Source organism: Rhodococcus sp. NPDC056516 (assembly GCF_042794655.1).
Classification (GTDB): domain Bacteria; phylum Actinomycetota; class Actinomycetes; order Mycobacteriales; family Mycobacteriaceae; genus Rhodococcus_F.
The window spans coordinates 749,379-775,425 of the sequence record NZ_JBHTTG010000003.1 but is presented as its reverse complement, the minus strand read 5'-3'; the positions used below and the strand labels follow the sequence as shown (position 1 = coordinate 775,425).

Here is a 26,047-nt window from a genome sequence, read left to right as displayed (position 1 = left end):
CCCCGAAAGGCCTTACCGCTCGACTTGCATGTGTTAAGCACGCCGCCAGCGTTCGTCCTGAGCCAGGATCAAACTCTCCGTTGAAGACTCTAGATATCACCAACCCGAAGGCCGGCTAATCAGTCATAGACAAAAAGAGTCAAATCACTAGCAAAAAAACTCAACTAGCAAAAAATGTGTCGGCAACCATTCAGACGGAAGAATGAACAATCACCGACGAAAAATACTCACACCACACACAAACCAACCAAACCCCAAGAGGCGGTTGATCATTCGCGGATGTGAAGTACCAAAAAATTTTGGCACTGACATTCATCGACACACTGTTGAGTTCTCAAAGAACACGCACACACCATCACCACGACCCTATGGCCGCCGCTCCGGGGCAACTTTTCCAGCCTACCCCAACCAGATCACCGGCGCAAACCGGAACCTCGTGAAGAACAACTGGATTGTGTTCGCCAGGCACTTCGTACAACCTCGTGTCACTCACCCTCGCAGGTGGGAGTCGGTGTCCGTGTCGCTCTGACCTGGACAAAGTTACGCGAAGATCAACACAACACCAAATCGCCAGGTCAGAGCACTGCTGGGGGTTAACAACCGAAAATTTCCGCGAATTTTCTCCGACCGCGATGATTTTCTGTTGCCGTTGCAGTCTGTATGAGCAGGAACCAACAGGAACCGAAGCGATCAGTAATCAGTCCACCGACTTCAAGGAGCACTCCATGTCTCGTCTTCTCTTCGTCAACATGCCGGTCAAGGACGTCGCTGCCACGCGGGCATTCTTCAGCGGCCTCGGCTTCGAGTTCAACGACATGTTCAGTGACGAGAACACCGTTTCGATGATCGTCAGCGATTCCGCCACCGTCATGTTCCTGAACGAACCGCGTTTCGGGGACTTCATCGCCGACGACATCTGTGACACGTCGAAAGCTCGCGAGGCACTGATGTGTGTGTCGGCCGACAGCAGGGAGGAAGTTGACACCTTCGTCGACGCGGCTATTGCTGCCGGCGGTAGCAAGTGGATGGAGCCCCAGGATCACGGCTTCATGTACGGACGCGCATTCCGCGACCTCGACAACCACGTCTGGGAGGTCATGTGGATGGACCCGGCCGCGACGGTTCCCCAGCAGTAACGCACAGCGAGAGCAGTAACGAGCAGCTGCGCGGGTCCTCCAAACCGGAGGGCTCGCGCAACTCCTTGCCCCTACAGTTCTGCGGGCAATCCGAACCGTGCGAACAGGCTCAGATCGAAGAAACACGTCACGTGCGAGATCCCTGACTCGGTGACATCGAGAACGTGCAGCTGAAAAGCTCGGTGAACGCCGTCGGGCTCGCGCATATAGAGGCCGAACGCCGGCTGTCCGTTGGCAGCGGTCGGAAGTAGGCGCATCGCCCCTGGTCCGTCGGCCGGGCATTTGGTTCCGATGAGCTGCCCGATTGCCTCGGGGCCCTGGTACCAACCCTCGAACGGCGGCATCTCCCAGATGGCCTCGCGCGTGAACAGCTCAACGATGGCCTCGACGTCGTAGCTCTCGAAGCTGTGCACGTAGTCGCGAAGCAGTTTCCGGGCAGCCTCGGTAGTCGGTTCCACGAGGTCGTCCTCAGTGGGCGCGATGTGATTGATCTGTGCGCGAGCCCGCTGCAGCAGGCTGTTCACCGCAGTGGTTGTGGTGTCCAGGGCCTCCGCAACTTCCGATGCCTTCCACTGCAGAACGTCGCGCAAAACCAGAACTGCACGTTGGCGCGCGGACAAGTGTTGCAAAGCGGCGACAAGCGCGAGCCTCACCGAGTCGCGATTGACGACCATGACGGCCGGATCATTGACGTCGCCCAACGCAGAATCGGCGATCGGTTCCAACCAGGCGATCTCGTTGCGCTCGATCAAATCGTCGGCCGGGTCCGAACTAGGTGCGCCGAGGCCGGTCGGGAGGGGACGCCTCGATCTCCCCTCCAGCGCGGTCAGGCACGTATTCGTCGCGATGCGGTAGAGCCAGGTCCTGAGCGACGACTGGCCTTTGTAACCGTCGAACCCGCGCCAAGCCCGGATGAACGTCTCCTGGACCTGGTCTTCGGCGTCGTGAATCGACCCCATCATGCGATAGCAGTGCGCCAGCAACTCGCGGCGGTACGGATCGGCAAGAGTGAGGAAATCACTGTCCAACGCCTGATCGACTGTCATTTGTTCAGACTAGTGGCCGAGCGCCCGAAACACAGGCGTCGGCGAGAATTCGATCAGGCAGGCGCCTGCACCGCGGTCAACCGGGACTTCTTCCGCAGCACGAATCCCAGCGATTCGTAGAGTCTGATCGCATTCGTATTCGATTGCACTGCATGGAGAAACGGCAGCTCGCCGCGCTCGCGAATCCCGGCGGCGACGGCTCGGATCAGGGTCGTACCCAGTCCTCGACCTCGAAAATCGCTGTCAGTGCACACCGCGCTGATTTCCGTCCATCCCGGAGGGTGCAGCCGCTCCCCCGCCATGGCTACAAGTCTTCCGTCGACGCGAATGCCGTAGTAGCTCCCCATCTCGACGGTGCGAGCGAGAAAAGGCCCGGGTTTGGTGCGCTCGATCAACGCGAGAATTTCGGGAACATCGCTCGTTCCGAGAAGTTCGACCGACGGATCAACAGAGACTTCGAGTGCGGAGCCGTCCATCTGCACCGAGCCGAACTGATCCACAACGCGCCACCCCACCGGCGGATGATGGTCGAATCCTCGCAAACCTACTGTGCCGCCCGGACCTACGAGTGTGCGCAGGTTCTCCCAGTCTTCGGCGTCCAACTCGGGCGGATGACCGACAAACGGCGCGACCGTCGGGTCGTATCGTGCAACCCTCCCTGCCCAGTGAGCGAACTGCGCATGTTGTCCGCGAAGACCTTGTCGCACAGGGTCGTCCAGTGGATGGATGTCGACATCCGTGTGAACTGTCTCGACAAACGACGCCAGGGTCGCCTCCGTGGTCATCGAACCTCTTCCTGCCCTAGTCTGCTTGTGATGGACGCGAACGAAACTCCCCGCCGACCTCGATGACAACGCTAGGAACACTTGCTGTCGCAGTCGCCGGATAGAATCAAGATGATTCTGACCTCGGCCCGTATTTCCGGCGTCAACCAGGGCTCGATCGCAGATCCGCACCAGGACATTCGTCGCGACGCCTCACCAAGCGGAAGGCTATTCGGCATGAGCAACTCCGACCCGATCAGATCTGCATTCGATCAGTTGCCCCTGAAAGAGATGGACGCTGCGACGCTGGTCTTCGCCATCGAGAGCGCCGTCGACGAGCTGGCGATCCCGGGTGAAACCCTGCGGCTCGCCATGGAGGTCGCGACCCTCGCGCACCTCGATCAGTTCAGAAAGAACGGGATAAAGTCCGACGAGGATCCCTACATCGTTCATCCCCTACGAAATGTATTGCGCCTGCTTCGGTACGGGTGCTCCGATGTCGAGATCCTGAGCGCAACTGCGCTTCACGACACGGTCGAGGACCGACCACACGCCGTCATCGCGCTCCTCGGTGGTCAGACTGCAGACGATATGTCCCCTTCCGATGCGCAAGAACGTGCGTCAACACTCATCGCCTCGCGCTTCGGCCACAGAATCTCCGAACTTGTTGAGGCAGTTACCAATCCGATCGAATACCCGCACGACAACACCACCGCCGGATACCAGGATCACGTCATCCGCGCGATCACGGATCCCGCAGTGTTCCTCGTGAAGTTCAGCGACTTCGTCGACAACGCGGGAAGCTTGAAGTACCTGAACGAGACCGACAGACTGAGACTGGTCACGAAATACGAACCACTTGTCGAGCACTTCAAGCGGACTTCACTTGCCCTCGGCGACGCATTGGAACTCCCTTCCGGAGGACACGATGCGATCGCAAAGCACATCGCAACCATCGAAAGCGATTTCTCGAAAACGGTCCGACAGGACATAAAAAATACTCGCCAGTAGTACCGATCAGTAATAATCGAGCAATCGGGAGAATTCTCCGAATATGCGATTTTGTTACCAGCGAGTATTCACTTTCTTGCCAATTTCATTACCATCGTGATCCGTGTCACAAGAGCGAATCCTGTTGCACTGCAATGGTTTAACACCATATATGTAACCGTGGTTCACGTTGACTAATATTCTTCAATTCGCCCAGGTGACATGAGCGTCGACATACTGCATCCTTAGATAAACCAGGGATTCCCTGGAAGCAGACACAATATGTTGCTGATTCGTGATTGGAGCGGTTCTGAGTCCACGCCTGCAGGGTGGCGTACAAGGCACACGTGGTGCATCAGCGCACACGGTGCTTCGGCGCAAGGGACTCGACGAACCGGAAGAGCAATCACCTGCCGACGCGCAACCGGGGGAAAGACAGCGCATCGCGGCGTAGTTCACGAACCGGACAATCCGGGTATGTGGGACACGGTCGGCTCATATCGCAACGTACGTGACGAAGAATCTCATCAAGGGACGGTGGCAGTGACAATGTTCAAACGAATCGCAGTGGTCAATCGAGGTGAGGCCGCGGTCCGCCTGATCAGGGCTGTACGCGAACTGAACGCCGAACACGACCACGGCATTCGCGTCATTGCACTGCACACAGAGGCCGAGCGTCGGGCCATGTTCGTTCGCCAGGCCGACGAAGGTGTCACTCTCCGCAGCACCGGCACGGGCAGCCCGTACCTCGACTACGCCGAACTCGAGCGAGCACTTCTCGCAGCCAAGGCCGACGCCGTCTGGGTCGGCTGGGGCTTCGTGGCCGAGGACCCCACGTTCGCCGAGATCGTCGCGAAGCTGGGCATCACGTTCATCGGTCCGAGCGCCGACGCGATGCGCCTGCTCGGCGACAAGGTTGCCGCCAAGATCCTCGCCGAAAAGGTCGGCGTACCGGTCGCCCCGTGGAGCGGCGGGCCGGTCGAGACTCGCGCCGACGCACGCCGTCACGCGCAGGCGATCGGCTACCCGCTGATCATCAAGGCTCGCAGCGGCGGCGGCGGACGCGGCATCCGCAAGGTGTGGGCCGAGGACGAGCTCGAAGTTGCGCTCGAGCGCACTCAGGGTGAGGCCGAGCGCTCGTTCGGCGACCCCGTCGTCTTCCTCGAACGCCTTGTCACCGATGCGCGCCACGTCGAGGTACAGATCATCGCCGACAACCACGGCAACGTCTGGGCTCCGGGCGTTCGTGACTGCTCGATTCAGCGTCGCAACCAGAAGGTCATCGAAGAATCCGCTTCCCCCGTCCTCACCGAAGAACAGTCGGACCACCTCAAGGAGGTCTCGGCCGAACTCGTCAAGGCAGCCGGGTACCACGGCGCCGGCACGGTCGAATACCTCTACCAGCCCGAGAACAAGCTCTTCACCTTCCTCGAGGTCAACACGCGCCTTCAGGTCGAGCATCCGATCACCGAGGTCACGACAGGCATCGACCTCGTCAAACTGCAGATTCTCGTGGCCAGCGGTGAAGAGTTGGTCGGCGACTGCCCACCCGCGTTCGGTCATGCCGTCGAGGCTCGCCTCAACGCCGAAGACGCGGACAACGATTTCGCTCCGGCGCCGGGCACCGTTCAGCTGCTGAAGTTCCCGCTCGGCTCGGGCATCCGCGTCGACACTGGTATCGCAGCCGGCGACGTTATTCCGCCTGACTACGACTCGATGGTCGCGAAGGTCATCGCGTGGGGCCGCAACCGCTCGGAGGCACTCGCGCGTCTACGCACCGCCCTCCGTGAAACCACCGTCGTACTCGACGGCGGCACCACCACCAAGTCGTTCCTCCTCGATCTCCTGGATCGCGACGAGGTCATCTCGGCATCCGCAGATACCGGCTGGCTCGACCGCACGGGCGCCCTCACCGGCGCCACGCGCCGCGCCGACGTCGCACTGATCGCCACCGCCATCGACGCCTACGACGCCGAAGAGTCCCTTGAGCGTGCGGCCTTCCTCGCCTCGGCACGTGGCGGTCGTCCCCGCGCGAATCACGCGATCGGACGTAGTGTCGAGCTCAACTACCAAGGTCAGGCATACAAACTGACCGTCGGGCGCATCGGCCCGCACCGCTACCGCGTCGACGGAGACGCAGGCGACATCGAGGTCGACGTCGATCGTCTCGGTGACTTCGAGTCACGTCTGGTGATCGGTGATCGCCGCTTCCACGTCGTTTCCGTCGTGAGCCCGGCTCGCTATCTCGTCGAGGTCGACGGCATCAGCCACCAGATCAGCCAGGACGACGCCGGAGTGGTCCGCGCGCCGGCTCCTGCCGTCGTGGTAGCCGTACCGGTCGCGGTCGGCGACGACGTCGAAGCCGGCTCCACTCTGGTCGTGCTCGAATCCATGAAGATGGAGACCGCAGTTCGCGCTCCCTACGCGGGCAAGGTGCGAGAAGTTCTCGCCACCGTCAACTCGCAGGTCGATGCCGGCGCGCCGCTCCTGCGCGTCGACCAGGTCAGTGAGGAAGCTGTCGCGGAAAAGGCTCCGCGCGTCGAATTCGACCTTCCTGCTGCGACTTCCGGTACCGACGCCCGCGACGACGCGCTGGCACAGCTCGAAGCGCTGACCGCGATGCTCAGTGGCTACGACGTCAGCGGCAAGCACGCCAACGCTGTTCTGGCCGAGTACGACGCACTTCGCAGCGCACTCGAATCCGAGGACCGCGAACTGGTACAGGCCGAACTCGCCGTGCTGACCACGTTCGCCGACATCTGTGAGCTCTCGCGCAACAAGCCCACCTCGGGTGAGTCGGCGAAGGACGAATCCGTCCACAGCCCCCGCGAGCACTTCCACACCTTCCTGCACTCGCTCGACGCCGAGCGTGAAGGTTTGCCCGCGTCGTTCCGCACGAGACTCGAACGCGCACTTCGCCACTACGACGTCACCGACCTGGAAGATCGCCAGGCAGTCGAGGAAGCGGTCTACCGACTCTTCCTGGCTCTGCAGCGCATGGAAGCCCAGATCCCGGTCATTGCAGCACTTCTCGAAGGCTGGCTGGTCGGCGACAAGGCTCCCGGTTGCTCGGCTCAGGAGCTGAACGAGGTTCTCGATCGACTCATCGTCGCGACGCAGGTCCGCTACCCCGTCATCGGCGACGTCGCCCGCAACCTTCGCTTCCGGTTCTTCGACGAGCCGCGAATCCGTAAGGTTCGCGAAGACGTCTACGACGGAGTACGCGGCAACCTCGCCTACCTCGAAGAGCAGCCGGACGCTGCTGATTTCAACGAGCGGATCGCCAACCTCGTCGCCACCCCTGAACCGCTTCTGGACCTGCTGGGTCGAAAGATCGGCCTCGGCAACCGCGACGGCGGACCGCTGCTCGAGGTCATCACACGTCGCTACTACAAGATTCACTCCTTCGAGGACGTCCGCGTTTTCGAGCACGTCGACCGCCGTTTCGTAACCGGCAACTTCGATCTGAAGGGCGACGGTCTGCACCTGGTCTCGACGGTGGCCGAATTCGACGCTCTCGGAACCGCTCTCGACGATGTCGCCACGATCGCGCAGGATGCTCCGTCGGGTCGCGGCCTGGTGGTCGACATCTACCTCGACTGGCCGAATCAGCCCGCTGACGGCGACGCGCTCGTCGAGACGCTGCGTACCGAACTCTCGCGCAACGAGACGATCACCCGTTCACGGCGCGCCACGGTGATCATCTGCAACCCCAACGGGGATCCGGTCCGATGGGTCACCTTCCGGCCGGTCGACGGTGAACTGGTCGAAGACCACATCATTCGCGACATGCACCCGCTCACGGGTCAGCGTCTGGACATGTGGCGCCTGAAGAACTTCAACGGAAAGCGCCTACCGGCTCCGGAGAACACCTACTTGTTCCATCTCTCCGCCAAGGAAAACCCGAAGGACGAGCGTCTGATCGCGCTGGCCGAAATCCGCGACGTGACACCGCAACTCGACGACGAAGGTCAGATGGTTGCTCTGCCGGCCATCGAGCGCACTCTTGCAGCCTGCCTCGACGGCATCCGCCGTGCGCAGTCCCAGCGCGGGGACAAGCGTCGACTCGCGGCCAACCGCGTCGTGCTCTACGTGTGGCCGGTCGCCGACGTTCCCAGCGAACGCTTCTCGGTGATCGCTCAGAACGCAGCCCGACTGACCGTCGGTGCCGGGATCGAAGAGATCACGCTCATCACCCGCTTGAAGGACCGGAAGGGTGGCGCACCCAAGGAAGTTGCGCTGCGCTTCTCCTACCGCGCGGGTGCCGGTGTGGTCATCAACAAGACCACTCCCCCCACCGAACCTCTGCTCCCCCTCGACGCCTATGCGCAGAAGGTTCAGAGTTCGCGGGCACGTGGCACGGTGTACCCGTACGAGCTGATTCCGCTCCTGACCGGTACCAAGGGCACCTTCGTCGAGCACGACTTCGACGAAGCGGGCATCCTGTCCCCCGTCGAGCGTCCGTACGGACTCAACAAGGCCGGAATCGTCGTCGGCCTCGTGAACACTCCGACGCCGCGTTATCCCGAGGGAATGACCCGCGTAGCGCTTTTCGGTGATCCGACCAAGGCGCTCGGCACTGTCGCCGAGGCCGAGTGCTCACGCGTGGTAGCCGCCATCGACCTGGCCGAGAAGTTGAACGCTCCGGTCGAGTGGTTCGCACTGTCCTCGGGTGCCACCATCTCGATGGAGAGCGGCACCGAGAACATGGACTGGGTCTCGCGTGGTCTGCGCCGGATCATCACGTTCACCCAGAACGGCGGCGAGATCAACATCGTCGTCACGGGAATCAACGTCGGCGCTCAACCCTACTGGAACGCCGAAGCCACCATGTTGATGCACACCAAGGGCATTCTGGTGATGACCCCGGACAGCGCAATGGTGCTGACCGGCAAGCAGTCTCTCGACTACTCCGGCGGTGTGTCGGCCGAAGACAACTTCGGTATCGGTGGTTACGACCGCGTCATGGGCCCCAACGGCCAGGCCCAGTACTGGGCCCCCGACCTCACCGCGGCGTGCGAGATCCTGTTCCGTCACTACGCACACTCGTACCTCGCTCCCGGCGAACGGTTCCCGAGGCGCGCGGCGACCACGGACCCCGTCGATCGCGACGTGCGTAGCTTCCCGCACACCCACCCGTCGAGCGACTTCGAGACTGTCGGCGACATCTTCTCCTCGGCGAAGAACCCGGATCGCAAGAAGCCCTTCGACATTCGCACCGTCATGCGTTCGGTGGTCGACCAGGACCACTCGGTACTCGAGCGTTGGGCCGACATGGCCGGCGCCGACACCTCGGTCGTTCTGGACGCGCACCTCGCCGGACATCCGGTCACGGTGGTGGGCATCGAGTCCCGCGCGATCCCGCGTAAGGGTCGATTCCCCGCCGACGGACCCGACACCTGGACATCGGGAACGCTGTTCCCGAACTCGTCGAAGAAGACGGCCCGCGCGATCAACGCTGCGAGCGGCAACCGTCCGATCGTGGTGCTGGCCAACCTGTCCGGCTTCGACGGTTCGCCGGAGTCGCTGCGCAACATCCAGCTCGAGTACGGCGCCGAAATCGGCCGCGCCATCGTCAACTTCGACGGACCGATCGTGTTCTGCGTCGTTTCCCGCTACCACGGCGGCGCGTTCGTCGTGTTCTCCGGCGCGCTCAACGACAACATGGAAGTTCTTGCTGTCGAAGGTTCCTTCGCCTCGGTACTCGGCGGCGCCCCGGCCGCCGCAGTGGTCTTCACCCGCGAGGTGAACACCCGCACCAACAACGATCCGAAGGTGCAGCAACTCGAAGCAGACTTGGCAGCAGCCAAGGACGACACGGAGAAAGCACATCTGCGCGTCGAACTGAACGCTCAGCGCATCGCCGTCCGCTCCGACAAGCTCGGCGAAGTGGCATCCGAATTCGAAGCGATCCACAACATCCAGCGGGCCCGAGAGGTCGGCTCGGTGGATGAGATCGTCCCTGCCGCAGAACTGCGTCCGCAGATCATCGCAGCAGTCGAACGCGGCATGAAGCGCGCACTCGCGCAGTAAGTTTCTCCGCACGTCGAGCGGCCCCCGCGATATGCGGGGGCCGCTCGATTTGTATTCGTACCGCAGGATCGTCTCCAGACCGCACCTCGCTCAGACGCCTTCGAGGATTTCATTGTGCTGCTCTGTTGCGAGCAGATGCCCCGCGGCGCCGATCGCCCTATCAGCAGTCCATCGAAGAATTCAGTATTCGGGGCCAACCTACGCCGACGGCGGCCATCACGATCCGATACATTTTTCGGCGAACCTGGCGAGGGCGCGCCATCGTCAGTGCCATGAGAGGGTACGGTGCGGGATGCAGCGACCACCTTCATCGACGGGAGTTCCACACAGTGGCGATCATCGGAAATTCGGACCTCGACATCTTCCGACTTAGCTTGGGCGGCAACCCTTTCGGTTGGACCGCAGACGAGAAGACGTCCTTCGAGATCCTCGACTCGTTCGCCGAAGCCGGTGCAAACTTCATCGACACCTCCGACTCGTACACGGCGTCGGCTCCCGGAAATTCCGGTGGGGAATCCGAAACAATCATCGGGAATTGGATCACCGATCGCGGACTACAGAACGACATCGTCGTCGCCACCAAGGTGGGTAGCCATCCCGATTTCAAAGGGTTGAAGGCAGACAACATCGCAGCCGCAGCAGAGGCGTCGCTGCGCCGTCTGCAGACGGACTGCATCGATCTGTACTACGCGCATTTCGACGACCCGCAGACTCCGCTCGAAGAAACGCTCGAAGCCTTCAATGCATTGGTCGTCGCGGGCAAAGTTCGCTACCTCGGAATCTCCAACTACAGCGCCGACCGCATCCGGGAGTGGTTGCGGATCACCGAAGAGAACGGTTACGCCGCGCCGATCGCGCTGCAACCGCATTACAACCTGGTGCACCGTAAGTCGTACGAACCCGAACTCGCCGAGATCGCCACCGACAACAACATCAGCGTCTTCCCCTACTTCGCTCTCGCGTCCGGCTTCCTGACCGGAAAGTACAAGACCCGCGCAGACATCGAAGGCAGCTCCCGCAAACGACTGACCGCTGGATACTTCAGCGATGCCGGACTCGACGTCGTTGCAGAACTGGCGACAATCGCGCAGGCACACGACACCGAGATCTCGACCGTCGCGCTGGCCTGGCTGCTGACTCGACCGGGCATCACCGCACCGATCGCGAGCGTCAGCCGGCCGGAGCAGCTCCCCGCGCTACTGGACGCCCCGAACCTCGTGCTGTCGTCGAATGAACTGGACACGCTCGAACGGGTGTCGGCGGCAGTCGGCGCCTAGATCAGGCAGTTTTGAGATGGGCACCGAGCGCCGTGTTGTTGATCGTCCAGAACGACCAGCCGTCATGGCTCTCGGTGTCGCCTGAAATGTGACCGGTGACGGCATTAGCGGCCGCGGTCGGATCGGGGAACCGGCGGCCTTCCATCGGTCCGCGCATGATCTCGACCACCTCGGTGGTTTCGTCGAAGCGTCCGACCCAGCGGTATCCGTGGCAATCAGCCGTCATCTCGAGGCGATTGTCGACAACTTCGATCTCCTCGACTCCGCTGGCGCGGCGCTTCTTCGCCGCGACCGGCGAAGCCTTGCGCTTGGCTGCGACCGGTGTCTCGACGTGAATGCTCGGATCCTTGACGGCAGCGAGGCCCAGAGCGTCCCAACGATCATGGCCGTGCACGACGCGTCCGCGCGGGATCGCATGATGACCGGTGCGATTGCGTCCGGGGCTGTCCATGATCCACAGGTCGACCTCGGCACGGATGTCGTCCGCGACCTCGTTGGAGGGCAGCATGAAGAACTCGTGCGGATCTGCCGCCAGGTCCACGAACACCCAGAACTCGGAGCGCGTGTCGTCACTCTCGAGCGACTCGTCTTGACGCCTGGCCTGCCAGTCGCCTTCGAGCTTCGAACGCACTCGGACGATACGACTGGTGCCGTCTGCACCCGTCACCTCGACGGGATTACGACGCGAGTGTGTGAGCCGGACGGCCTTGCCCCCACGCTGCGTAGCTTCGGAAATGAACGCATTGATGCCGCGGCTTGCGGTGTCTTCCATGATCGACCTGTCTTGAAGCGGATACGCCCGCATCACCGGATCGGCACGGGGTCGAGCAAGGAGCGAATTCTCGGCCTGTTCTTCGATCGTGCGGCCGGTCAGTACCTCCGACCTTACAGCTCCGACGTCGGCCTGACTACGGCGCCCGACGCTCGTTCCCAGAGGTCAGCAGTGCAATGTCCCCGTAAAGAGCCGCGCGGTGAGCGAACATCAGCTCTTCCACACCGTCGAATTGATCCCCGACGTAGTGCGTGTTTGCGGCCGAAAGTTCACGTGAACCGGAGCGCGCAAGTAGGTCGTCGATCCGGCTGTCGAGGCTCGCTGCATGCGCAACCGCGCGCTGCGAACTCAACTGATCCTCGGCCCGCGCGACCAGGTCACCGATCCGCGCGAGCGCCGCGACACGTTCGACCAACTGGTCCCAGACCGCGCCGAGCGCTTCCTTGCGCGAAGCGATCCCGGCTCGGGTTCCCTCGTCGCGTGCCAACGCAGCCGCGTCGTCCAACTCCGCGAGAATCGAACGCAGCGCTACGGTATCGACCGCGATCTGGGTGATCTCGTCGGCCAGGTCGAGTTGATTGCGTTGAATGACAAAGTGGTCGGAATGCCAAGCACTGGAGCTTTCGATCCGGTCGAACAGATTTCCGGCGAGGTAAAGCAGAGCGTCGTACTCCCCTGCACGTCCTTCGGGCTCGGAATCGACCAGTCCGTCGAGGACCTCCGCGATCCGCCTACCCGCGTCGGCGATGACACCGGTTCCCTGAACCTTCCCCAGCTGGGCGGCAAGTTTGTCGAGCGCAGCGTTTCCACCACTTGCCACGACCCCCAACCCCACCGGCAGCTTGGCTGGAACCGGGGTGCGGGTGAGCCCGGCAAAAAGTGCCTCTCGTTGCTCGACGTCGAGATGAAGGCCGTCGCGGCGGTCCTTGCGAATGGCACGGACGCTGCTCGCGAAGTGGCGATTGGAATGCACTATCGCCGAACGCATCGACTGCACGCGCTTGTCGAGCGTCTGCACCCGCCGTTCGAGGACTACCTGAACAGGACCGATGCGGGTCGCGAGCAGTCTGCGTCTGGTGCGAGCCAGTTCGTCGGTGAGGTAGCGCAACTCCGAGAAGCCGCCGATCTCCGGGAACGAGCGCCCGACACTGCGCCGGTTCGCCAGGATCGATCGCGTCGACTCGTCCGCACAGCCACCGGCAATCAGCAGTGCGACGTCGTCGGACAACTCCGGCCGGTTCGACTCGACGGTTCCCGCCGCACACCACTCCCTCACTCGGGTGGAGATGAGCGTTCGCCGTTCGGTCACCGACGCCACGACAAAGGCGTCGTCAGTTCCGTCTGTCATCTCACGCCTCCTGCTGGTCGCCGGTTACCACTGTTCCAGAATCTGCCGACACGCGCCCGACCCCTGCCCCTGAGCTCGACGCACCCCTGCCATACCGTAGGCGGGTGACCTCCCTGCGATCAGACGCGCACGCAGGTCACTCGCGCGCATCGAAGACTGATCCAGTGATTCAGCCGCTGCTTCCCGACCTCGCGATCGAACAACTTCAGTCTCTGTTGCAGGTTCGTTCCTGGACGCTCGCGGAATGGTTCGCGGTGGCCGACCAACGCGGATTCCTCGCGCCCGCTGCCAGCGTTCCGCTCTTCATGGAAGCCGCGCTGAAATATCCCGAGCACCGCGAAGCGCTACTACGCCTCGCCGGTCGACGTGGGCAGTATCTGGCGGAGCAGAACCCGGATTGGGCACAGCTACGACGAATCGGATCACGCCGGGACGAGCTGTGGCTTTCGCCCGATCCGGACGACCGTACGGCCTGGTTCGATTACATACGTACGGTCGACCCGGAACTGGCGAGCGAAGAGCTCGAGATCGCTTGGGACGACGAGGCCACGGCAAGCCGCCTGCATTTTCTCGACCATCTCGACGTCGGGCTGGGCGAACACGACTACGCCCTCCTCGAGCGCGCACTCGACGATTCAGCCGTGCGGGTCCGTGAGCGCGCAATTCAACTCCTGCGGCAACTCCCCCGATCTCCGTTTGCCTCTCGCATGGTCACTCGCGCTCAGTCGTGGGTGCGGCTCGAGACGAAGCCGTTGCGACCCCGCCTGGCCGTCCGATTGCCGGGATCGCTCGACGACCTCGCATTTCGAGACGGCATCGAAGACGTCCACTACAAGAACAAAGGCATCCGGCGCTGGTGGTTGCGGCAAGTCGTGACCGCAACTCCCCTGACGCTCTGGGAATCGATGGCCGGTTCACCGCGCGGCGCCCTCACCATCCCCGTCGAGAAGCAGTGGCGCGACGTGATGATCGAATCATGGACTGCGGCAACTGTTCTCCAGAATAATACGGCATGGGCGTCGGCATTTCTGGAGCGGGACGGGCGCACGACGGACCGCAGAATCGTCGCCATCGCGGACCCGCGCGAGCGCGTCGAGTACATCGTCGCCGGACACGCGGACGAGTACCTTCTGGGAGTCGACGGCAGCGCGCTACTCGACGGCATCGACCGCCCCTGGCCACTGGCCGTCGCCGAAAAACTGTTGAATGCCTTGGAAAACGAAGCGTTGGAGCACGCTGCGACGGGCGAGGACTTGGGCATCCACTCGCGTCACAGTCACTTCTCCACCCTGCGAAGTGTGCAGGCGCGCTTCCCTTTCGACGCAATTCCGCTTCTGCACGACGCGGCGTCCCGAACGGGCGACCCCGGCTGGAAACAAGCATTCACCGACAGCGCAGTCAATATCGAGCAGCGCCGACTCCGTTTGGATGTATTGCGCAATCACCGCTGAACGACGAGAGGGCCGCATCCTTGGAACGGAATGCGGCCCCTCTGTCGTTCGTGAAAGATCAGACCACGCTGACCATCTCGTGATCAGCCACACCGGCAGCCAACACCCGAAGGTGGTCTTCGGCACTACCGAGCGTGTGCTCGATGGCGACGAGTCGGCTCACGTAATGACCCACCGGATATTCGGCGGTCATACCGATACCACCGTGCATCTGGATTGCTTCTTGACCGATGAGCCGAGCCGAACGCCCGATCTGCAACTTCACCCGCGAAGCGATCACGGGATCGACGACGCCGTCGGCAAGGGACATCGTCGCGTAGAGACTCATACTGCGCGCCAATTCGAGCGAGACGTACAGGTCCGCAGCGCGGTGCGTCAGCGTCTGGAACTTTGCGAGCGGAACACCGAATTGCTTACGCGTCTTGAGGTATTCGGTGGTCAGTCGCAGCGCCTCTTCCATCGCTCCGACAGCCTCGGCACACAGAGCAGCCTGCTCACGGATCTGCGCTGATTGAATCAGAGCGGAAGCGTCGCCGCCCTCACCGAGCGCTTCGGCCGGAGTGTCCGTGAACTCGATCTGCGCACCGCGCAAACCGTCGTGAGTGGCGTAGGACTTGCGCACCAAACCGGAGGCATCGCTCTTGACGAGGAACAGTCCGACGCCACCGCCGGGGAGCGCAGCGCTCACGACGAGGATGTCCGCCGTCGCGCCGTGCCCGACGGGATTCTTGATCCCTGTCACGACCCAACCGCCGTCGACCTGCGCCGCGGCTGTCGCACGTTCGGTTGCCGGCCAACGGATTCCGGGTTCCTGATCGGCGAACGCCAGGAACGTGACGCCCTCGGCAACACCGGGAAGAATCGACGACCGCTGCTCTTGGCTGCCGCCTTCGGAGATCAGCCCGCCCGGCGTCACGACCGCGTCGAGTACCGGCTCGGGTGCCAAGCGTCGACCGATCTCGGTCATGACCGCGCCGATTTCCACCGGGCCGGCGTCCATGCCGCCGTCGTCCTCGGAGAAGGTCAGGCCAAGCAAGCCGACCTCGGCCAACTGCTTCCAGACCTGCGGGCTCCACCCGGGATCGGAGTCGATGATCGCATTGCGCTTCTCGGCGTCGTAGCTGCGCGCGAGGAGATCCTTGGTGGTGTCGCGGAGAAGTTTCTGCTCGTCGTTGAGTTCGAAGTCCATGCCACGCCTCACAATCCGAGGATCGAGGAAGCGATGATGCTGCGCTGCACTTCGCTCGATCCGCTGTAGATGGATACCTTGCGGTAGTTCAGGTACGTCGGGGCAGTGTGCTGCGCCCAGCTCGCGGAGGCGATGTCACTGCCCGCGTCGTACGGCAGTGAATCGGGGCCGGCCACGTCCATCAGCAGTTCGACACTCGCCTGCTGCAATTCAGAACCGCGAAGCTTCAGCAGCGACGAGGCCGGATTCGGCTGGCCGTCAGCGGAACTGGCGACCACCCGGAGCTGAGTGAGCTCGAGGGCAAGCAATTCGTTTTCGAGTTCGGCGAGGCGGGCAGCGAAGAGCGGATCTTCGAGCAGTGTTCCGTTACCGACCTTGACCTCGGCAGCGCGAGCCTTGGCCTGCGCGAGACGAACCTTCGAGAAACCGACGCGTGTGACACCAGTGCGCTCGTTGCCGAGCAGGAACTTGGCGGAACCCCAGCCCTGGTTCTCTTCACCGACCAGGTTCTCCCCCGGGACGCGGACGTCCTCGAAGAACACTTCGTTGACCTCGTAGCCGCCGTCGATCAGCTTGATCGGGCGGACCGTGACGCCAGGCGTCTTCAGGTCGACGAGGATGAACGAGATGCCCGCCTGGCGCTTGGGCGCATCGGGGTTGGTACGCACGAGGCAGAAGATCCAGTCGGCGTACTGTCCCAGCGTCGTCCACGTCTTCTGGCCGTTGATGACCCAGTCGTCTCCGTCGCGGACCGCGCGAGTCTTGAGCGAAGCGAGATCGGAACCGGCCTCGGGTTCGGAGAATCCCTGGCACCACCAGATGTCGAGGTTCGCGGTCGCCGGAAGGAACTTCTCCTTCTGCTCTTGCGAGCCGAAGGCCGCGATGACCGGACCGACCATGTTGGCGTTGAACGCCAACGGTTCGGGGACAGACGCGAGCTGGAGTTCGTCGAGCCAGATGTTGTGCTGGACCGGGGTCCAGTCCTTACCGCCCCACTCGACCGGCCAGTGCGGCACCGCCAGACCGTGAGCGTTGAGGATCTGCTGCGCCTCGACCATACGGTCGCGCCCCAACTCCTCGCCGTGGGCGTACGCCTCCCTGATGTCCGCGGGGATTTGCGTACGGAAGAACGTCCGCATCTCGTCGCGGAACGCTAGTTCCTCGTCGGTCAATGCCAGGTTCATCGGAATTCCTTCGCACTCGAAACCGGATTCATGTTCGGTTCGACCGTACCCCGACGACACTGGAGGCGGAACAGGTACCGCGAAAGACGGCCCCCGAACTGCGCTCCTACACGGTTTTGAGGACCAACAGGTAACCCCCACCCGCGGCGTCGATGCTCGTTTCGACGTTCAATGCGGGAGCCAGACGCGACAACCGATCGATCAGCCAGTCGGAGGCTTCCTGGGCGTCGTCCTTGCCGGGGCAGCGAGCGACGGCGACGCGGCCACCCTTGCGCTCGAGCTGCTCCACAACCCCGATGATCGGAGCGGGATCGACGACGAACAGCCGATCCGGCCATTCCACAACAGGTTTGACCGCACCTTTCTTGGTGTTGCATGCGCGATGTGCCAAACGTTCGACGCCACCTTTGGTCTTGCCACCCTTTTTTGCGGTGTTGATGCTGTCGATGCTCGGGCCACGCGGATCGTTGACGGACATGTCGGGGTCGACCGGTTCGTCGCACAGCCAGCAGCGCCAGGATTCACGTTCGCCGACTTCTTGAAGGGTGCTCATGCGGCAACGGTACCGTGCGCACTTTCGGCTGCTTCCGCTACCAAAAGTGCGCACGGGGCCGAAGGCCCTACATGTCCGCAATCGCCTCCAGCGGCTTCGTCTTCGCCGCTCTGTTGGCCGGCCACAGCGCCGCCAAGACGCCGACCACACCGGAGCCGATCAGCATTCCGACTACCTGACCCCACGGGATCGTGATCTTGTCGAGGCCCTGATCCGCGAGAGTGCTCACGAACGCCCAACCGAACGCGATGCCGAGAACAACTCCGACTGCCGCGCCGTACACCGCGATGAGCACCGATTCGAGGTAGATCGTGCGTCGCATCTGTCCTCGCTGCATGCCGACGGCTCGCAGCATTCCGATTTCTCGTCGCCGCTCGACCACCGAGAGTGCCAACGTGTTGATGATGCCGAGGATCGCGATCACGACCGCGAGTGCTAGGAGACCGTAGAGGATCGCCAACAACGTATTGATCTGCTGACCCTGAGTTCCCTTGAACTCCTCACGATCCTGCACCTGGACGACAACGTACTTCTCTGTCGCCGTTTCGAGTTCGGATCGCAGCGTCGTCAGATCCGCCCCCGGCTTCGCCTTCACCAGAACCACGAAGTCCGGCAGGCTCTCCGCCGGCATCAGCTTCCGGTACGCCTCGTCCGAGACGATCCACGAACCGATCAGCTGGTTGTCCTCGAACACTCCCGCGACAACGGTCTGGTACTCGACGCCGCCGGGACCGGTGAGCGTCTGAGTCGAGCCGACAGTCCACCCCTTGTCGTCCGCAGTCGACTTCGAGACGAGCATGTTGTTGCCGGTCAGATCGACCGTGCCCTCGAGGATCTTGTACTCGAGCACGCCTTCGATCGGGCCGTCGAACGAAGCGCCCTGCTCGTCCTCACCGTCGACCTTCGCGCGCACTCCGTGCAAGGACGTCGCGCTCTGCACGTCGGGCACCTGCCGGACGGCGTCGGCCGCACCGCGCGGCACACCGATCGCGTTGGGACCGGTCAGGATGTAGTCGGCCGAGACACCCACGTCCACAAGAGCATTGATGCTCGCCTTGGCCGAAGATCCGAACACTCCGATGACGGTCACCAACATCAGGCCGAGAGTCAGTGCGAATGCCGTTGCGGCCGTGCGACGGGGATTGCGCACCGCGTTGGTACGAGCCAGCCGCCCGATGGCACCGAACGGCTTGGCGAACACGGCACCGAGCGCACCGACGATCGGCCGCGACAGCGCCGGAGCACCGAGAAGAACCGCGATGATCAACGAGAACGCGCCGAGTCCGACTATCAGAGCGGCGCCGCCGCCGGTCCCGCGAGAGCCGAACACGAGCAGTGCCACACCGATCACGCCGAGGATCGCGCCGATCAGCGTCCGCACCCGCAGCGAGTCGCCCGTGGAGGCGAACTCCTCACGCATGGCCGCTACCGGCGGGATCTTCGACGCACGCCGAGCGGGAGCGTAAGCGCTGAGCGTCGTGACGACGACGCCCACCACCAACGCGACGATGATCGTGCGCGCGCCCACCTGAAGCGGGCCTTCCGGCAGACCGACGTCGAATGTGTTGAGCAGACTGCGCAATCCGTAGGCGAGACCGATACCACCGAGCAGACCGATGATGCTGCCGATGAGCCCGACCACCAACGCCTCGGTGACCACCGAACGACCGACCTGCGCTCGGCTCGCACCGATCGCACGCAGCAGCGCCAGCTCACGAAGACGCTGCGCCACGATCATCGAGAAGGTGTTGTAGATGATGAACGTGCCGACGAGCAGAGCAATCGCACCGAACGCCAGCAGGAAGTAGTTGATGAAGCTCAGCGCCGAGTCGACCTCGGCCTTGGTCTCCTCGCGAACCTGGTCACCGGTCTGCACCTTGAGATCGGGGAAAACCTGCTCGACGCGTTGCTGCAGTTCCGTCTGCGAGACCCCGTTGCCCGCGACGTCGATGTACTCGACATGCCGGCCGTCGGTGAAAAGTCCACGGGCCTGTTCGTCGGTGAAGAGCGCGCCGATGAATCCACCGGTGTCACTACCGGCCCCTTCGTAGATGCCGGACAACGTCACGTCCACGATTCCGCGGGCCGGAGCCAGAACCTTGGCAGTGTCCCCCACCTTCAGACCGGCTCGCTCGGCGGCGCTCGTGTTCAGCGCGACCTGACCGGTCTGCGTCGGAGGCGCGCCCTCGACGAAGGTGTCGGGTTCGGCAATCGCCTGGCCCGGAGGTAGGTAGGACTGCCCGATACTCGGCGCGCCGCCGGTCTGAACGGCACCACCGTCTGCGTTGATCAGGACGATCTGTCCGCTGACGGCCGGCGCGATCGCCCGGACGCCGTCGACAGCCGCAAGTTTGTCGACGTCCTCCACCGGAACGCCGCTGGTGTTGCGGTCTTCCATCGATACCCGAACGTCGACGCCCTGGGCAGTGTTCTCGAAGATCGAATCGAAAGTCTTCTGGAGGGTGTCGGTGAAAACGAAGGACCCCGCGACAAAAGCCGTGCCGAGCACGACGGACAGAACCGTCAGCGCAAGTCGCACCTTGTGTGCCGCCAAATTGCGCAGGGAGACCTTGCGCATCGGCGAGTTGCTTACCGAAGCCATGTGCTCAAGCCCCGGCTTCCACGTTCACGACCGCCTGCGGAGCGTCGAGGCGCTTCATACGATCGAGGACCGAATCCGCCGTCGGCTCGCGCAATTCGTCGACGATCTTGCCGTCCGCGAGGAACACGACCCGATCGGCGTACGCCGCTGCCCGCGGATCGTGCGTCACGATCACCACGGTTTGGTTGAACTCGTCGACCGCTGCGCGCAGGATCGAGAGCACTTCCCCGGAGGACTTCGAATCGAGGTTTCCGGTCGGCTCGTCGCCGAAGATGATCTCCGGCTGACCCGCCAGCGCACGCGCGCACGCCACACGCTGCTGCTGACCACCCGACAACTCTCCCGGCCGGTGATCGAGCCGATCCCCGAGCCCTAGCTTGGTCAGGACGCTGTTCAGCCAGGTCTGATCCGCTTTGCGTCCTGCGATGTCGAGGGGCAACGTGATGTTCTCGAGCGCCGTCAGCGTCGGCACCAGGTTGAACGCCTGAAAGACGAATCCGATGCGATCGCGTCGTAGTTGCGTCATCTGTTTGTCGGAGAGCGTCGTGAGTTCAGTGTCGCCGATGAGGACAGAACCCGAACTGGCGGAATCCAGACCGGCGAGGCAATGCATCAGCGTCGACTTGCCGGAACCGGACGGCCCCATGATCGCCGTGAACTCACCGCGGGCAAAATCTGCGGACACCGAACTGAGGGCGTGCACCTGGGTATCTCCGGTGCCGTAGGTCTTGGACAGGCCGACTGCGCGGGCCGCGACATCCTGGGCGTGCGAACTCATGATCGCCTTTCCTGTTCACTTCGGTGCTACTTTGCGGGCGTGACGGGCGCCCGTGAAAACACGGACGCCCGCGATGGTTGGTTCCATCCTGTCGGGTGTGGGGCCCGCCCGCCATCGGGGACCACCCTGATATCCACGGCCGAGCCGATCAGGGTCTGAGAATTCACGGCCCTCCAAGGGCGTGCATTGGCGAGAAACAGCGATATGAATGACGGGCGCACACTAACCTTGTGACACCAATCACACGAGAGAGGCGGCCGAATGTCCGACGCCACCGCTGGAATCATTTTCGATCGGCTAGAGCACTGGGCGACGGTCAAGCCTGATCAAGCAGCGATGACCTTCCAAGGGACCGAGTACACGTGGGCCCAGTGGCGGGACCGCATCTTGCGTATCGCCGCCGCCCTCGCCGAATCAGGCATCGGTGCCGGCGACACTGTCGCGTTCGTCGACAAGAATCATCTGTCCTGTCTCGAAGTCACGTACGCCGCCTCACTGCTCGGGGCCGCGAATGTCATTCCCAACTGGCGACTTTCGGGCGAAGAGCTGGATTACGTCCTCGCGGACTGTGGCGCACGCATTCTGTTCGTCGGCAGCGACCTCCTGCCCCAGATCGTCGCCATGCGCGATCGATTGACGGCCGTCGAGTCGATCTTCGCCGTCGGCGGTGAACACGACGAGTTCGAACCGTGGATCGACGAGGTCACTCCACTGAGTTCCCGACCTGAGGTGAGCCCCGATGCCACCGCTCTGGTTCTCTACAGTTCCGGAACGACCGGTCGACCCAAAGGTGTCCAACTCACTCATCGAAACCTGTTCGCGCACAGCAACAGTGTTCTCGAAATCCTGCCGGCTCACGAGGATCATCGATTCCTGATCGCGATGCCGATGTTCCACGTCGGCGGAACGTGCTACGCCATCATGGCAATTCACACCGGCGGACGCTGTCACTTCACCAGAGAAGCCGACGGGCCGTCGATCTTCGCCGGTCTCGCCGCCGGAGCGAACATCGCCTTCCTCGTCCCACCGGTCATTGCCGGAGTCCTGGCCGCCGGCGAGCAGGCAGTCGCCGCCTTCAAGGCACTCAAACGCATCACCTACGGCGCCGCCCCCATGCCCCTCCCTTTGTTGCGGGCGGCACTCGCAGCCTGGCCGGACACCGAATTCGTCCAGGTCTACGGCATGACCGAAATGGCAGGTGTCGTCACCGCGTTGATGCCGGACGTTCACCGCGACGAGTCGCAGGTCGAGCGCATGGCATCAGCAGGTACAGCGATCCCCGGCGTCGAGATGCGCGTGGTGGACCCCGTCACGCTCGAGGACGTGCCCACCGGTACGACCGGCGAACTGTGGTGGCGATCCGAACAGTGCACACCCGGATATCTGGGCAAGCCCGAGGCGACGGCCGAAACCATCACCGCCGACGGATGGTTGCGCAGCGGCGACATGGGCCGCGCCGACTCCGGCGGCTTCGTGTTCATCGAGGACCGTCTCAAGGACATGATCATCACCGGCGGCGAGAACGTCTACTCCCCCGAGATCGAACGCGTATTGGTGGAGCATCCGGCAATCGCGGAGGTCGCGGTCATCGGCGTTCCCGACGACCGCTGGGGTGAAACCGTCAAGGCCGTCGTGGTTCTCACCGCCGATGCGCAGATCGACGAAACCGAACTGATCACCTATACACAAGAACGCCTCGCAAAGTTCAAGTGCCCGACCAGTATCGACGTCGTCGAGATCCTTCCTCGCAATCCCACCGGAAAGATCCTCAAACGCGACCTCCGCAAACCGTACTGGGAGAACCGCGAACACAAGCTGGTCTGAGAACCCGTGCTGTAATGGGGCGGTGACCTCGAGCCGCCCCACCACACCCCGACCGAACGATCCATGCCCGTGCGGCAGCGGCAACGCGTTGGTCGAGTGCTGCGGCAAGTACATCAGGGGGGCCGCGCATGCTCCGACCGCCGAAACCCTGATGCGTTCGCGCTACACGGCTTTCACTGTGAAGGACGACGAATACCTCACGCGAACTTGGCATCCCGACAATCGCCCCACCGATCTCGATCTCGACCCCGACCAGAAATGGCTCCGGTTGGAGATCCTGGACACCGAACGAGGTGGCCTGTTCGATTCCGACGGCATCGTTGAATTTCGCGCTCACTACGCATTCGGGCGCGAGCGGGGAATGCTCCACGAACGCAGTCGATTTGCGCGAACGGATGGCAAGTGGCTCTACGTCGACGGCGATATCGGTTAGGTAACTCCGGGCACCGCCGCCGCGGAACCCGATCACGCGAGCCCTACGATCGAGTCATGACAACGAACCGGACGAGATCATTTGCCGCTGTCGCTGCCATCGCAGTGGGCGTGAGCCTGACTGCCTGTTCGCAGGACGCGGAGACCACTCCCACGGCAGCCACCTCGGCCGTCACCTCGACCTCGAGTGCCGCAGCGTCGACCACAGAACAAGTCCCGACGGACAGCTCCGACAAGACATCGGCAGCGGGCACCGAATCCAAGCTCACCGTCGTCGACGTCCGCGTGGGCGAGCACGACGGATTCGATCGCGTCGTCTACGAGATGGGCGGCACCGGCACACCCGGATGGCGCGTCAAGTACGTCGACGCGGCGACGCAGGAAGGCAGCGGCAAGCCCGTGGACATCAATGGTGCCGCAGTGATCCAGGTCCTGATCGACGGTTCCGCCTATCCCTTCGACAGCGGAGTCGAACAGTACTCCGGACCCAACCCGGTGCCCGGCGTCGGCGGCGTCGTGACCGAGGTCAACGGGTCCAACGTCTTCGAAGGAGTCACACAGTCGTTCATCGGGGTGACCGAGAAGCAGCCGTTCACGGTGACGACGCTCAGCGACCCTCCGCGAGTGGTGGTCGACGTCGCCCGCTGAGGCCACACTTGACCTGAAGTTTGGTTTAGGTTCTACCTTCGTGTCGTACCGGCCGCGTAATCTTCGTGGCCGGCGACCGGAGGGGCGAAGTCATGAGTATGGAAGTCACCGCGTGGAACGCGATGTACAACGCGATGCACGCGCAAGAAGATCGGCGCCCGTTCTCGAAGGCAACACTGAAGCGGATCGCGACGTTCGCAGTCCCGCAGAAACGCAATCTCAGCTGGTACCTCGTACTGAGCGTCGTCACGGCTGCGCTTGCCGTGGCAACACCCGTCCTCGCCGGGCGCGTGGTCAACGCGATAGTCGGCGGCGACGCCGTCGACGTGGTCGTCAAACTTGCCGCCTTGATCGCACTGGTCGCAATTCTGGAAGCTGCGCTGGGCCTGTTGACCCGGTGGCTCTCGGCCAGCATCGGTGAAGATCTGATCCTGCACCTGCGCACCACCGTCTTCGATCACGTCCAGAAGATGCCGATCGCGTTCTTCACCAGAACTCGAACCGGAGCACTGGTCAGCCGTCTCAACAACGACGTCATCGGCGCTCAGCGCGCCTTCAGCGACACATTGTCCGGAGTGGTCAGCAATCTGGTCACGCTGGTGATCACGCTGATCGTCATGCTCGGGATCTCGTGGCAGATCACCGTGCTCGCGTTGTTACTTCTCCCGATCTTCGTGATCCCCGCACGGCGGATGGGCGCAAAACTCGCGGCACTCAATCGTGAAGCTGCCAACCATAATTCGATGATGAGCACCCAGATGACGGAACGGTTCTCCGCTCCCGGCGCGACTCTGGTCAAGCTGTTCGGTCGCCCTTCGCAAGAGTCTGCGGAGTTCGCGGTTCGTGCCAGGCGTGTGCGCAACATCGGAGTCCGGACCGCGATGCTGCAGTCCGTCTTCGTCACAGCACTGACGCTGGTCTCCGCGCTTGCCCTTGCCCTCGTCTACGGCCTCGGCGGCTTCTACGCGCTGCGCGGTCAGTTGGACGCAGGCGCCGTCGTCGCGATGGCGCTGCTGCTCACGAGGCTGTACTCGCCGCTGACCGCACTGGCCAGCGCCCGGGTGGACATCATGAGCGCTCTGGTCAGCTTCGAGCGGGTATTCGAGATTCTCGATCTGGCACCACTCATCACCGAGAAGCCCGATGCACGCACGGTGCCGGAGGGCCCGATATCCGTCGAGTTCAAGAACGTCACTTTTGCTTACCCCTCTGCCGACAAGGTGTCACTCGGTTCGTTGGAGGAGGTCGCGATCCTCGACACCCGCGGCGGCGAGGACGTGTTGCACGACCTCTCGTTCCGCACCGAAGCGGGACAGATGGTCGCCCTGGTCGGCACGTCCGGTGCCGGAAAGTCGACCGTGGCGCAGATGATTCCGCGCCTCTACGACATCGACTCCGGATCGGTCGAGCTGGGCGGCGTCGACGTCCGAGACCTCAGTTCCGATTCCATCCGTGCGACCGTCGGCATGGTCACGCAGGACGGGCACCTGTTCCACGAGAGCCTTCGATCCAACCTGCTCCTCGCGCGACCGGATGCCACCGAAGAAGATCTGCGTGAGGTTCTGGAGCGAGCACGGCTCACCGACCTGGTTGCGTCGCTACCCGACGGATTGGAGACAGTGGTGGGTGAACGCGGATACCGCCTCTCGGGCGGTGAGCGTCAACGCCTGACCATCGCACGACTGCTCCTGGCCCAGCCTCGCGTCGTCATTCTGGACGAGGCCACCGCGCATCTCGACTCGACGTCGGAAGCCGCGGTTCAGGAAGCACTCGGCGAAGCACTCGCCGGGCGGACTGCTGTGGTGATCGCACACCGTTTGTCCACAATCCGGGCAGCCGACCTGATCCTTGTCGTCGAGGCGGGCCAAATCATCGAGCGCGGCAACCATGAAGAACTGCTTGCACGCGGTGGTCGCTACGCCGAGTTGTACCGCACGCAGTTCGACACCAACGCGAGGAAGAACGGCGCCCTCGAACCGACGCCGATCTGATACTGCCCGCCCCTGCCACCGCCCCACAA

General features: G+C 63.0%; 18 protein-coding genes and 1 rRNA gene. 9 read left to right on the top strand and 10 right to left on the bottom strand.

What is annotated here, in order from left to right:
- Positions 1–84: ribosomal RNA gene (locus tag ACFQ6Y_RS12935) — 16S ribosomal RNA — on the bottom strand; the annotation flags it as partial.
- Between the two features lie 641 nt (positions 85–725).
- On the opposite strand from ACFQ6Y_RS12935, the gene ACFQ6Y_RS12930 reads away from it, so the two are divergent.
- Positions 726–1,136 carry a VOC family protein gene (locus ACFQ6Y_RS12930; protein ID WP_003945103.1) on the top strand — a complete coding sequence of 137 codons (411 nt, stop codon included), beginning with the start codon at positions 726–728 and terminating at the stop codon, positions 1,134–1,136.
- A 71-nt stretch (positions 1,137–1,207) separates the two neighbouring features.
- Here ACFQ6Y_RS12930 and ACFQ6Y_RS12925 read toward each other — a convergent pair whose 3' ends face one another.
- Positions 1,208–2,182 carry a sigma-70 family RNA polymerase sigma factor gene (locus ACFQ6Y_RS12925; protein ID WP_378539148.1) on the bottom strand — a complete coding sequence of 325 codons (975 nt, stop codon included), beginning with the start codon at positions 2,180–2,182 and terminating at the stop codon, positions 1,208–1,210.
- Between the two features lie 53 nt (positions 2,183–2,235).
- Positions 2,236–2,967, bottom strand: a complete 732-nt coding sequence (locus tag ACFQ6Y_RS12920) for a GNAT family N-acetyltransferase (RefSeq protein WP_378632810.1) — start codon at positions 2,965–2,967, stop codon at positions 2,236–2,238.
- A 216-nt stretch (positions 2,968–3,183) separates the two neighbouring features.
- On the opposite strand from ACFQ6Y_RS12920, the gene ACFQ6Y_RS12915 reads away from it, so the two are divergent.
- The 3 genes from ACFQ6Y_RS12915 (at position 3,184) to ACFQ6Y_RS12905 (ending at position 11,246) form a co-directional block, all read left to right on the top strand.
- On the top strand, positions 3,184–3,957 hold the full coding sequence (locus ACFQ6Y_RS12915; protein ID WP_378632806.1) for a hypothetical protein: 774 nt from the start codon (positions 3,184–3,186) through the stop codon (positions 3,955–3,957).
- Positions 3,958–4,485: 528 nt separating this feature from the next.
- Complete coding sequence (locus ACFQ6Y_RS12910; protein ID WP_378632889.1) at positions 4,486–9,969, top strand: carboxyl transferase domain-containing protein; 5,484 nt, start codon at positions 4,486–4,488, stop codon at positions 9,967–9,969.
- 329 nt (positions 9,970–10,298) lie between these two features.
- Positions 10,299–11,246 (top strand): aldo/keto reductase, encoded by a 948-nt coding sequence (locus ACFQ6Y_RS12905; protein WP_378632885.1) that lies wholly within the window; start codon positions 10,299–10,301, stop codon positions 11,244–11,246.
- Between the two features lies 1 nt (position 11,247).
- On the opposite strand, the gene ACFQ6Y_RS12900 is transcribed toward ACFQ6Y_RS12905, so the two are convergent.
- Both ACFQ6Y_RS12900 and ACFQ6Y_RS12895 read right to left on the bottom strand, forming a co-directional pair.
- Positions 11,248–12,018 (bottom strand): hypothetical protein, encoded by a 771-nt coding sequence (locus ACFQ6Y_RS12900; RefSeq protein ID WP_283302988.1) that lies wholly within the window; start codon positions 12,016–12,018, stop codon positions 11,248–11,250.
- Between the two features lie 136 nt (positions 12,019–12,154).
- Positions 12,155–13,366 (bottom strand): hypothetical protein, encoded by a 1,212-nt coding sequence (locus ACFQ6Y_RS12895; RefSeq protein WP_378632801.1) that lies wholly within the window; start codon positions 13,364–13,366, stop codon positions 12,155–12,157.
- Positions 13,367–13,530: 164 nt separating this feature from the next.
- Here ACFQ6Y_RS12895 and ACFQ6Y_RS12890 point away from each other — a divergent pair, with 164 nt between their 5' ends.
- Positions 13,531–14,817 (top strand): DUF5691 domain-containing protein, encoded by a 1,287-nt coding sequence (locus ACFQ6Y_RS12890; protein ID WP_378632797.1) that lies wholly within the window; start codon positions 13,531–13,533, stop codon positions 14,815–14,817.
- A gap of 58 nt (positions 14,818–14,875) precedes the next feature.
- On the opposite strand, the gene ACFQ6Y_RS12885 is transcribed toward ACFQ6Y_RS12890, so the two are convergent.
- The 5 genes from ACFQ6Y_RS12885 to ACFQ6Y_RS12865 form a co-directional block, all read right to left on the bottom strand.
- A complete protein-coding gene (locus ACFQ6Y_RS12885; RefSeq protein WP_378632792.1) occupies positions 14,876–16,006 on the bottom strand; it encodes an acyl-CoA dehydrogenase family protein in 1,131 nt (376 codons plus the stop codon).
- A gap of 8 nt (positions 16,007–16,014) precedes the next feature.
- Positions 16,015–17,190, bottom strand: a complete 1,176-nt coding sequence (locus tag ACFQ6Y_RS12880) for an acyl-CoA dehydrogenase family protein (RefSeq protein ID WP_378632787.1) — start codon at positions 17,188–17,190, stop codon at positions 16,015–16,017.
- A gap of 106 nt (positions 17,191–17,296) precedes the next feature.
- Positions 17,297–17,743 carry a hypothetical protein gene (locus ACFQ6Y_RS12875; protein ID WP_007736175.1) on the bottom strand — a complete coding sequence of 149 codons (447 nt, stop codon included), beginning with the start codon at positions 17,741–17,743 and terminating at the stop codon, positions 17,297–17,299.
- Positions 17,744–17,810: 67 nt separating this feature from the next.
- Positions 17,811–20,345 (bottom strand): ABC transporter permease, encoded by a 2,535-nt coding sequence (locus tag ACFQ6Y_RS12870; RefSeq protein ID WP_378539165.1) that lies wholly within the window; start codon positions 20,343–20,345, stop codon positions 17,811–17,813.
- A gap of 4 nt (positions 20,346–20,349) precedes the next feature.
- The gene (locus tag ACFQ6Y_RS12865) at positions 20,350–21,123 is read right to left on the bottom strand and encodes an ABC transporter ATP-binding protein (RefSeq protein WP_092763254.1); all 774 of its coding nucleotides are present in this window, start codon (positions 21,121–21,123) and stop codon (positions 20,350–20,352) included.
- A gap of 261 nt (positions 21,124–21,384) precedes the next feature.
- Between ACFQ6Y_RS12865 and ACFQ6Y_RS12860 the strand changes: the two genes are divergently transcribed.
- From ACFQ6Y_RS12860 to ACFQ6Y_RS12845, 4 genes are all read left to right on the top strand, one after another.
- Positions 21,385–22,947 carry a long-chain-fatty-acid--CoA ligase gene (locus tag ACFQ6Y_RS12860; RefSeq protein WP_378632769.1) on the top strand — a complete coding sequence of 521 codons (1,563 nt, stop codon included), beginning with the start codon at positions 21,385–21,387 and terminating at the stop codon, positions 22,945–22,947.
- A 22-nt stretch (positions 22,948–22,969) separates the two neighbouring features.
- Positions 22,970–23,380, top strand: a complete 411-nt coding sequence (locus ACFQ6Y_RS12855) for a YchJ family protein (RefSeq protein WP_378632764.1) — start codon at positions 22,970–22,972, stop codon at positions 23,378–23,380.
- Positions 23,381–23,436: 56 nt separating this feature from the next.
- Positions 23,437–24,027 carry a hypothetical protein gene (locus ACFQ6Y_RS12850; RefSeq protein ID WP_378632760.1) on the top strand — a complete coding sequence of 197 codons (591 nt, stop codon included), beginning with the start codon at positions 23,437–23,439 and terminating at the stop codon, positions 24,025–24,027.
- Between the two features lie 92 nt (positions 24,028–24,119).
- Positions 24,120–26,018, top strand: coding sequence for an ABC transporter ATP-binding protein (locus ACFQ6Y_RS12845; protein ID WP_378632755.1), 1,899 nt, complete (start codon positions 24,120–24,122; stop codon positions 26,016–26,018).
- Positions 26,019–26,047: the final 29 nt, after the last annotated feature.

Excerpts from the sequence above, each read along its gene's own strand:
- ACFQ6Y_RS12930 (WP_003945103.1), top strand. The coding sequence starts at position 726 with ATGTCTCGTCTTCTCTTCGTCAACATGCCGGTCAAGGACGTCGCTGCC.
- ACFQ6Y_RS12870 (WP_378539165.1), bottom strand. The coding sequence starts at position 20,345 with ATGGCTTCGGTAAGCAACTCGCCGATGCGCAAGGTCTCCCTGCGCAAT.
- ACFQ6Y_RS12895 (WP_378632801.1), bottom strand. The coding sequence starts at position 13,366 with ATGACAGACGGAACTGACGACGCCTTTGTCGTGGCGTCGGTGACCGAA.
- ACFQ6Y_RS12920 (WP_378632810.1), bottom strand. The coding sequence starts at position 2,967 with ATGACCACGGAGGCGACCCTGGCGTCGTTTGTCGAGACAGTTCACACG.
- ACFQ6Y_RS12900 (WP_283302988.1), bottom strand. The coding sequence starts at position 12,018 with ATGGAAGACACCGCAAGCCGCGGCATCAATGCGTTCATTTCCGAAGCT.
- ACFQ6Y_RS12915 (WP_378632806.1), top strand. The coding sequence starts at position 3,184 with ATGAGCAACTCCGACCCGATCAGATCTGCATTCGATCAGTTGCCCCTG.
- ACFQ6Y_RS12850 (WP_378632760.1), top strand. The coding sequence starts at position 23,437 with ATGACAACGAACCGGACGAGATCATTTGCCGCTGTCGCTGCCATCGCA.
- ACFQ6Y_RS12845 (WP_378632755.1), top strand. The coding sequence starts at position 24,120 with ATGAGTATGGAAGTCACCGCGTGGAACGCGATGTACAACGCGATGCAC.
- ACFQ6Y_RS12860 (WP_378632769.1), top strand. The coding sequence starts at position 21,385 with ATGTCCGACGCCACCGCTGGAATCATTTTCGATCGGCTAGAGCACTGG.
- ACFQ6Y_RS12910 (WP_378632889.1), top strand. The coding sequence starts at position 4,486 with ATGTTCAAACGAATCGCAGTGGTCAATCGAGGTGAGGCCGCGGTCCGC.
- ACFQ6Y_RS12865 (WP_092763254.1), bottom strand. The coding sequence starts at position 21,123 with ATGAGTTCGCACGCCCAGGATGTCGCGGCCCGCGCAGTCGGCCTGTCC.
- ACFQ6Y_RS12885 (WP_378632792.1), bottom strand. The coding sequence starts at position 16,006 with ATGGACTTCGAACTCAACGACGAGCAGAAACTTCTCCGCGACACCACC.
- ACFQ6Y_RS12875 (WP_007736175.1), bottom strand. The coding sequence starts at position 17,743 with ATGAGCACCCTTCAAGAAGTCGGCGAACGTGAATCCTGGCGCTGCTGG.
- ACFQ6Y_RS12925 (WP_378539148.1), bottom strand. The coding sequence starts at position 2,182 with ATGACAGTCGATCAGGCGTTGGACAGTGATTTCCTCACTCTTGCCGAT.
- ACFQ6Y_RS12880 (WP_378632787.1), bottom strand. The coding sequence starts at position 17,190 with ATGAACCTGGCATTGACCGACGAGGAACTAGCGTTCCGCGACGAGATG.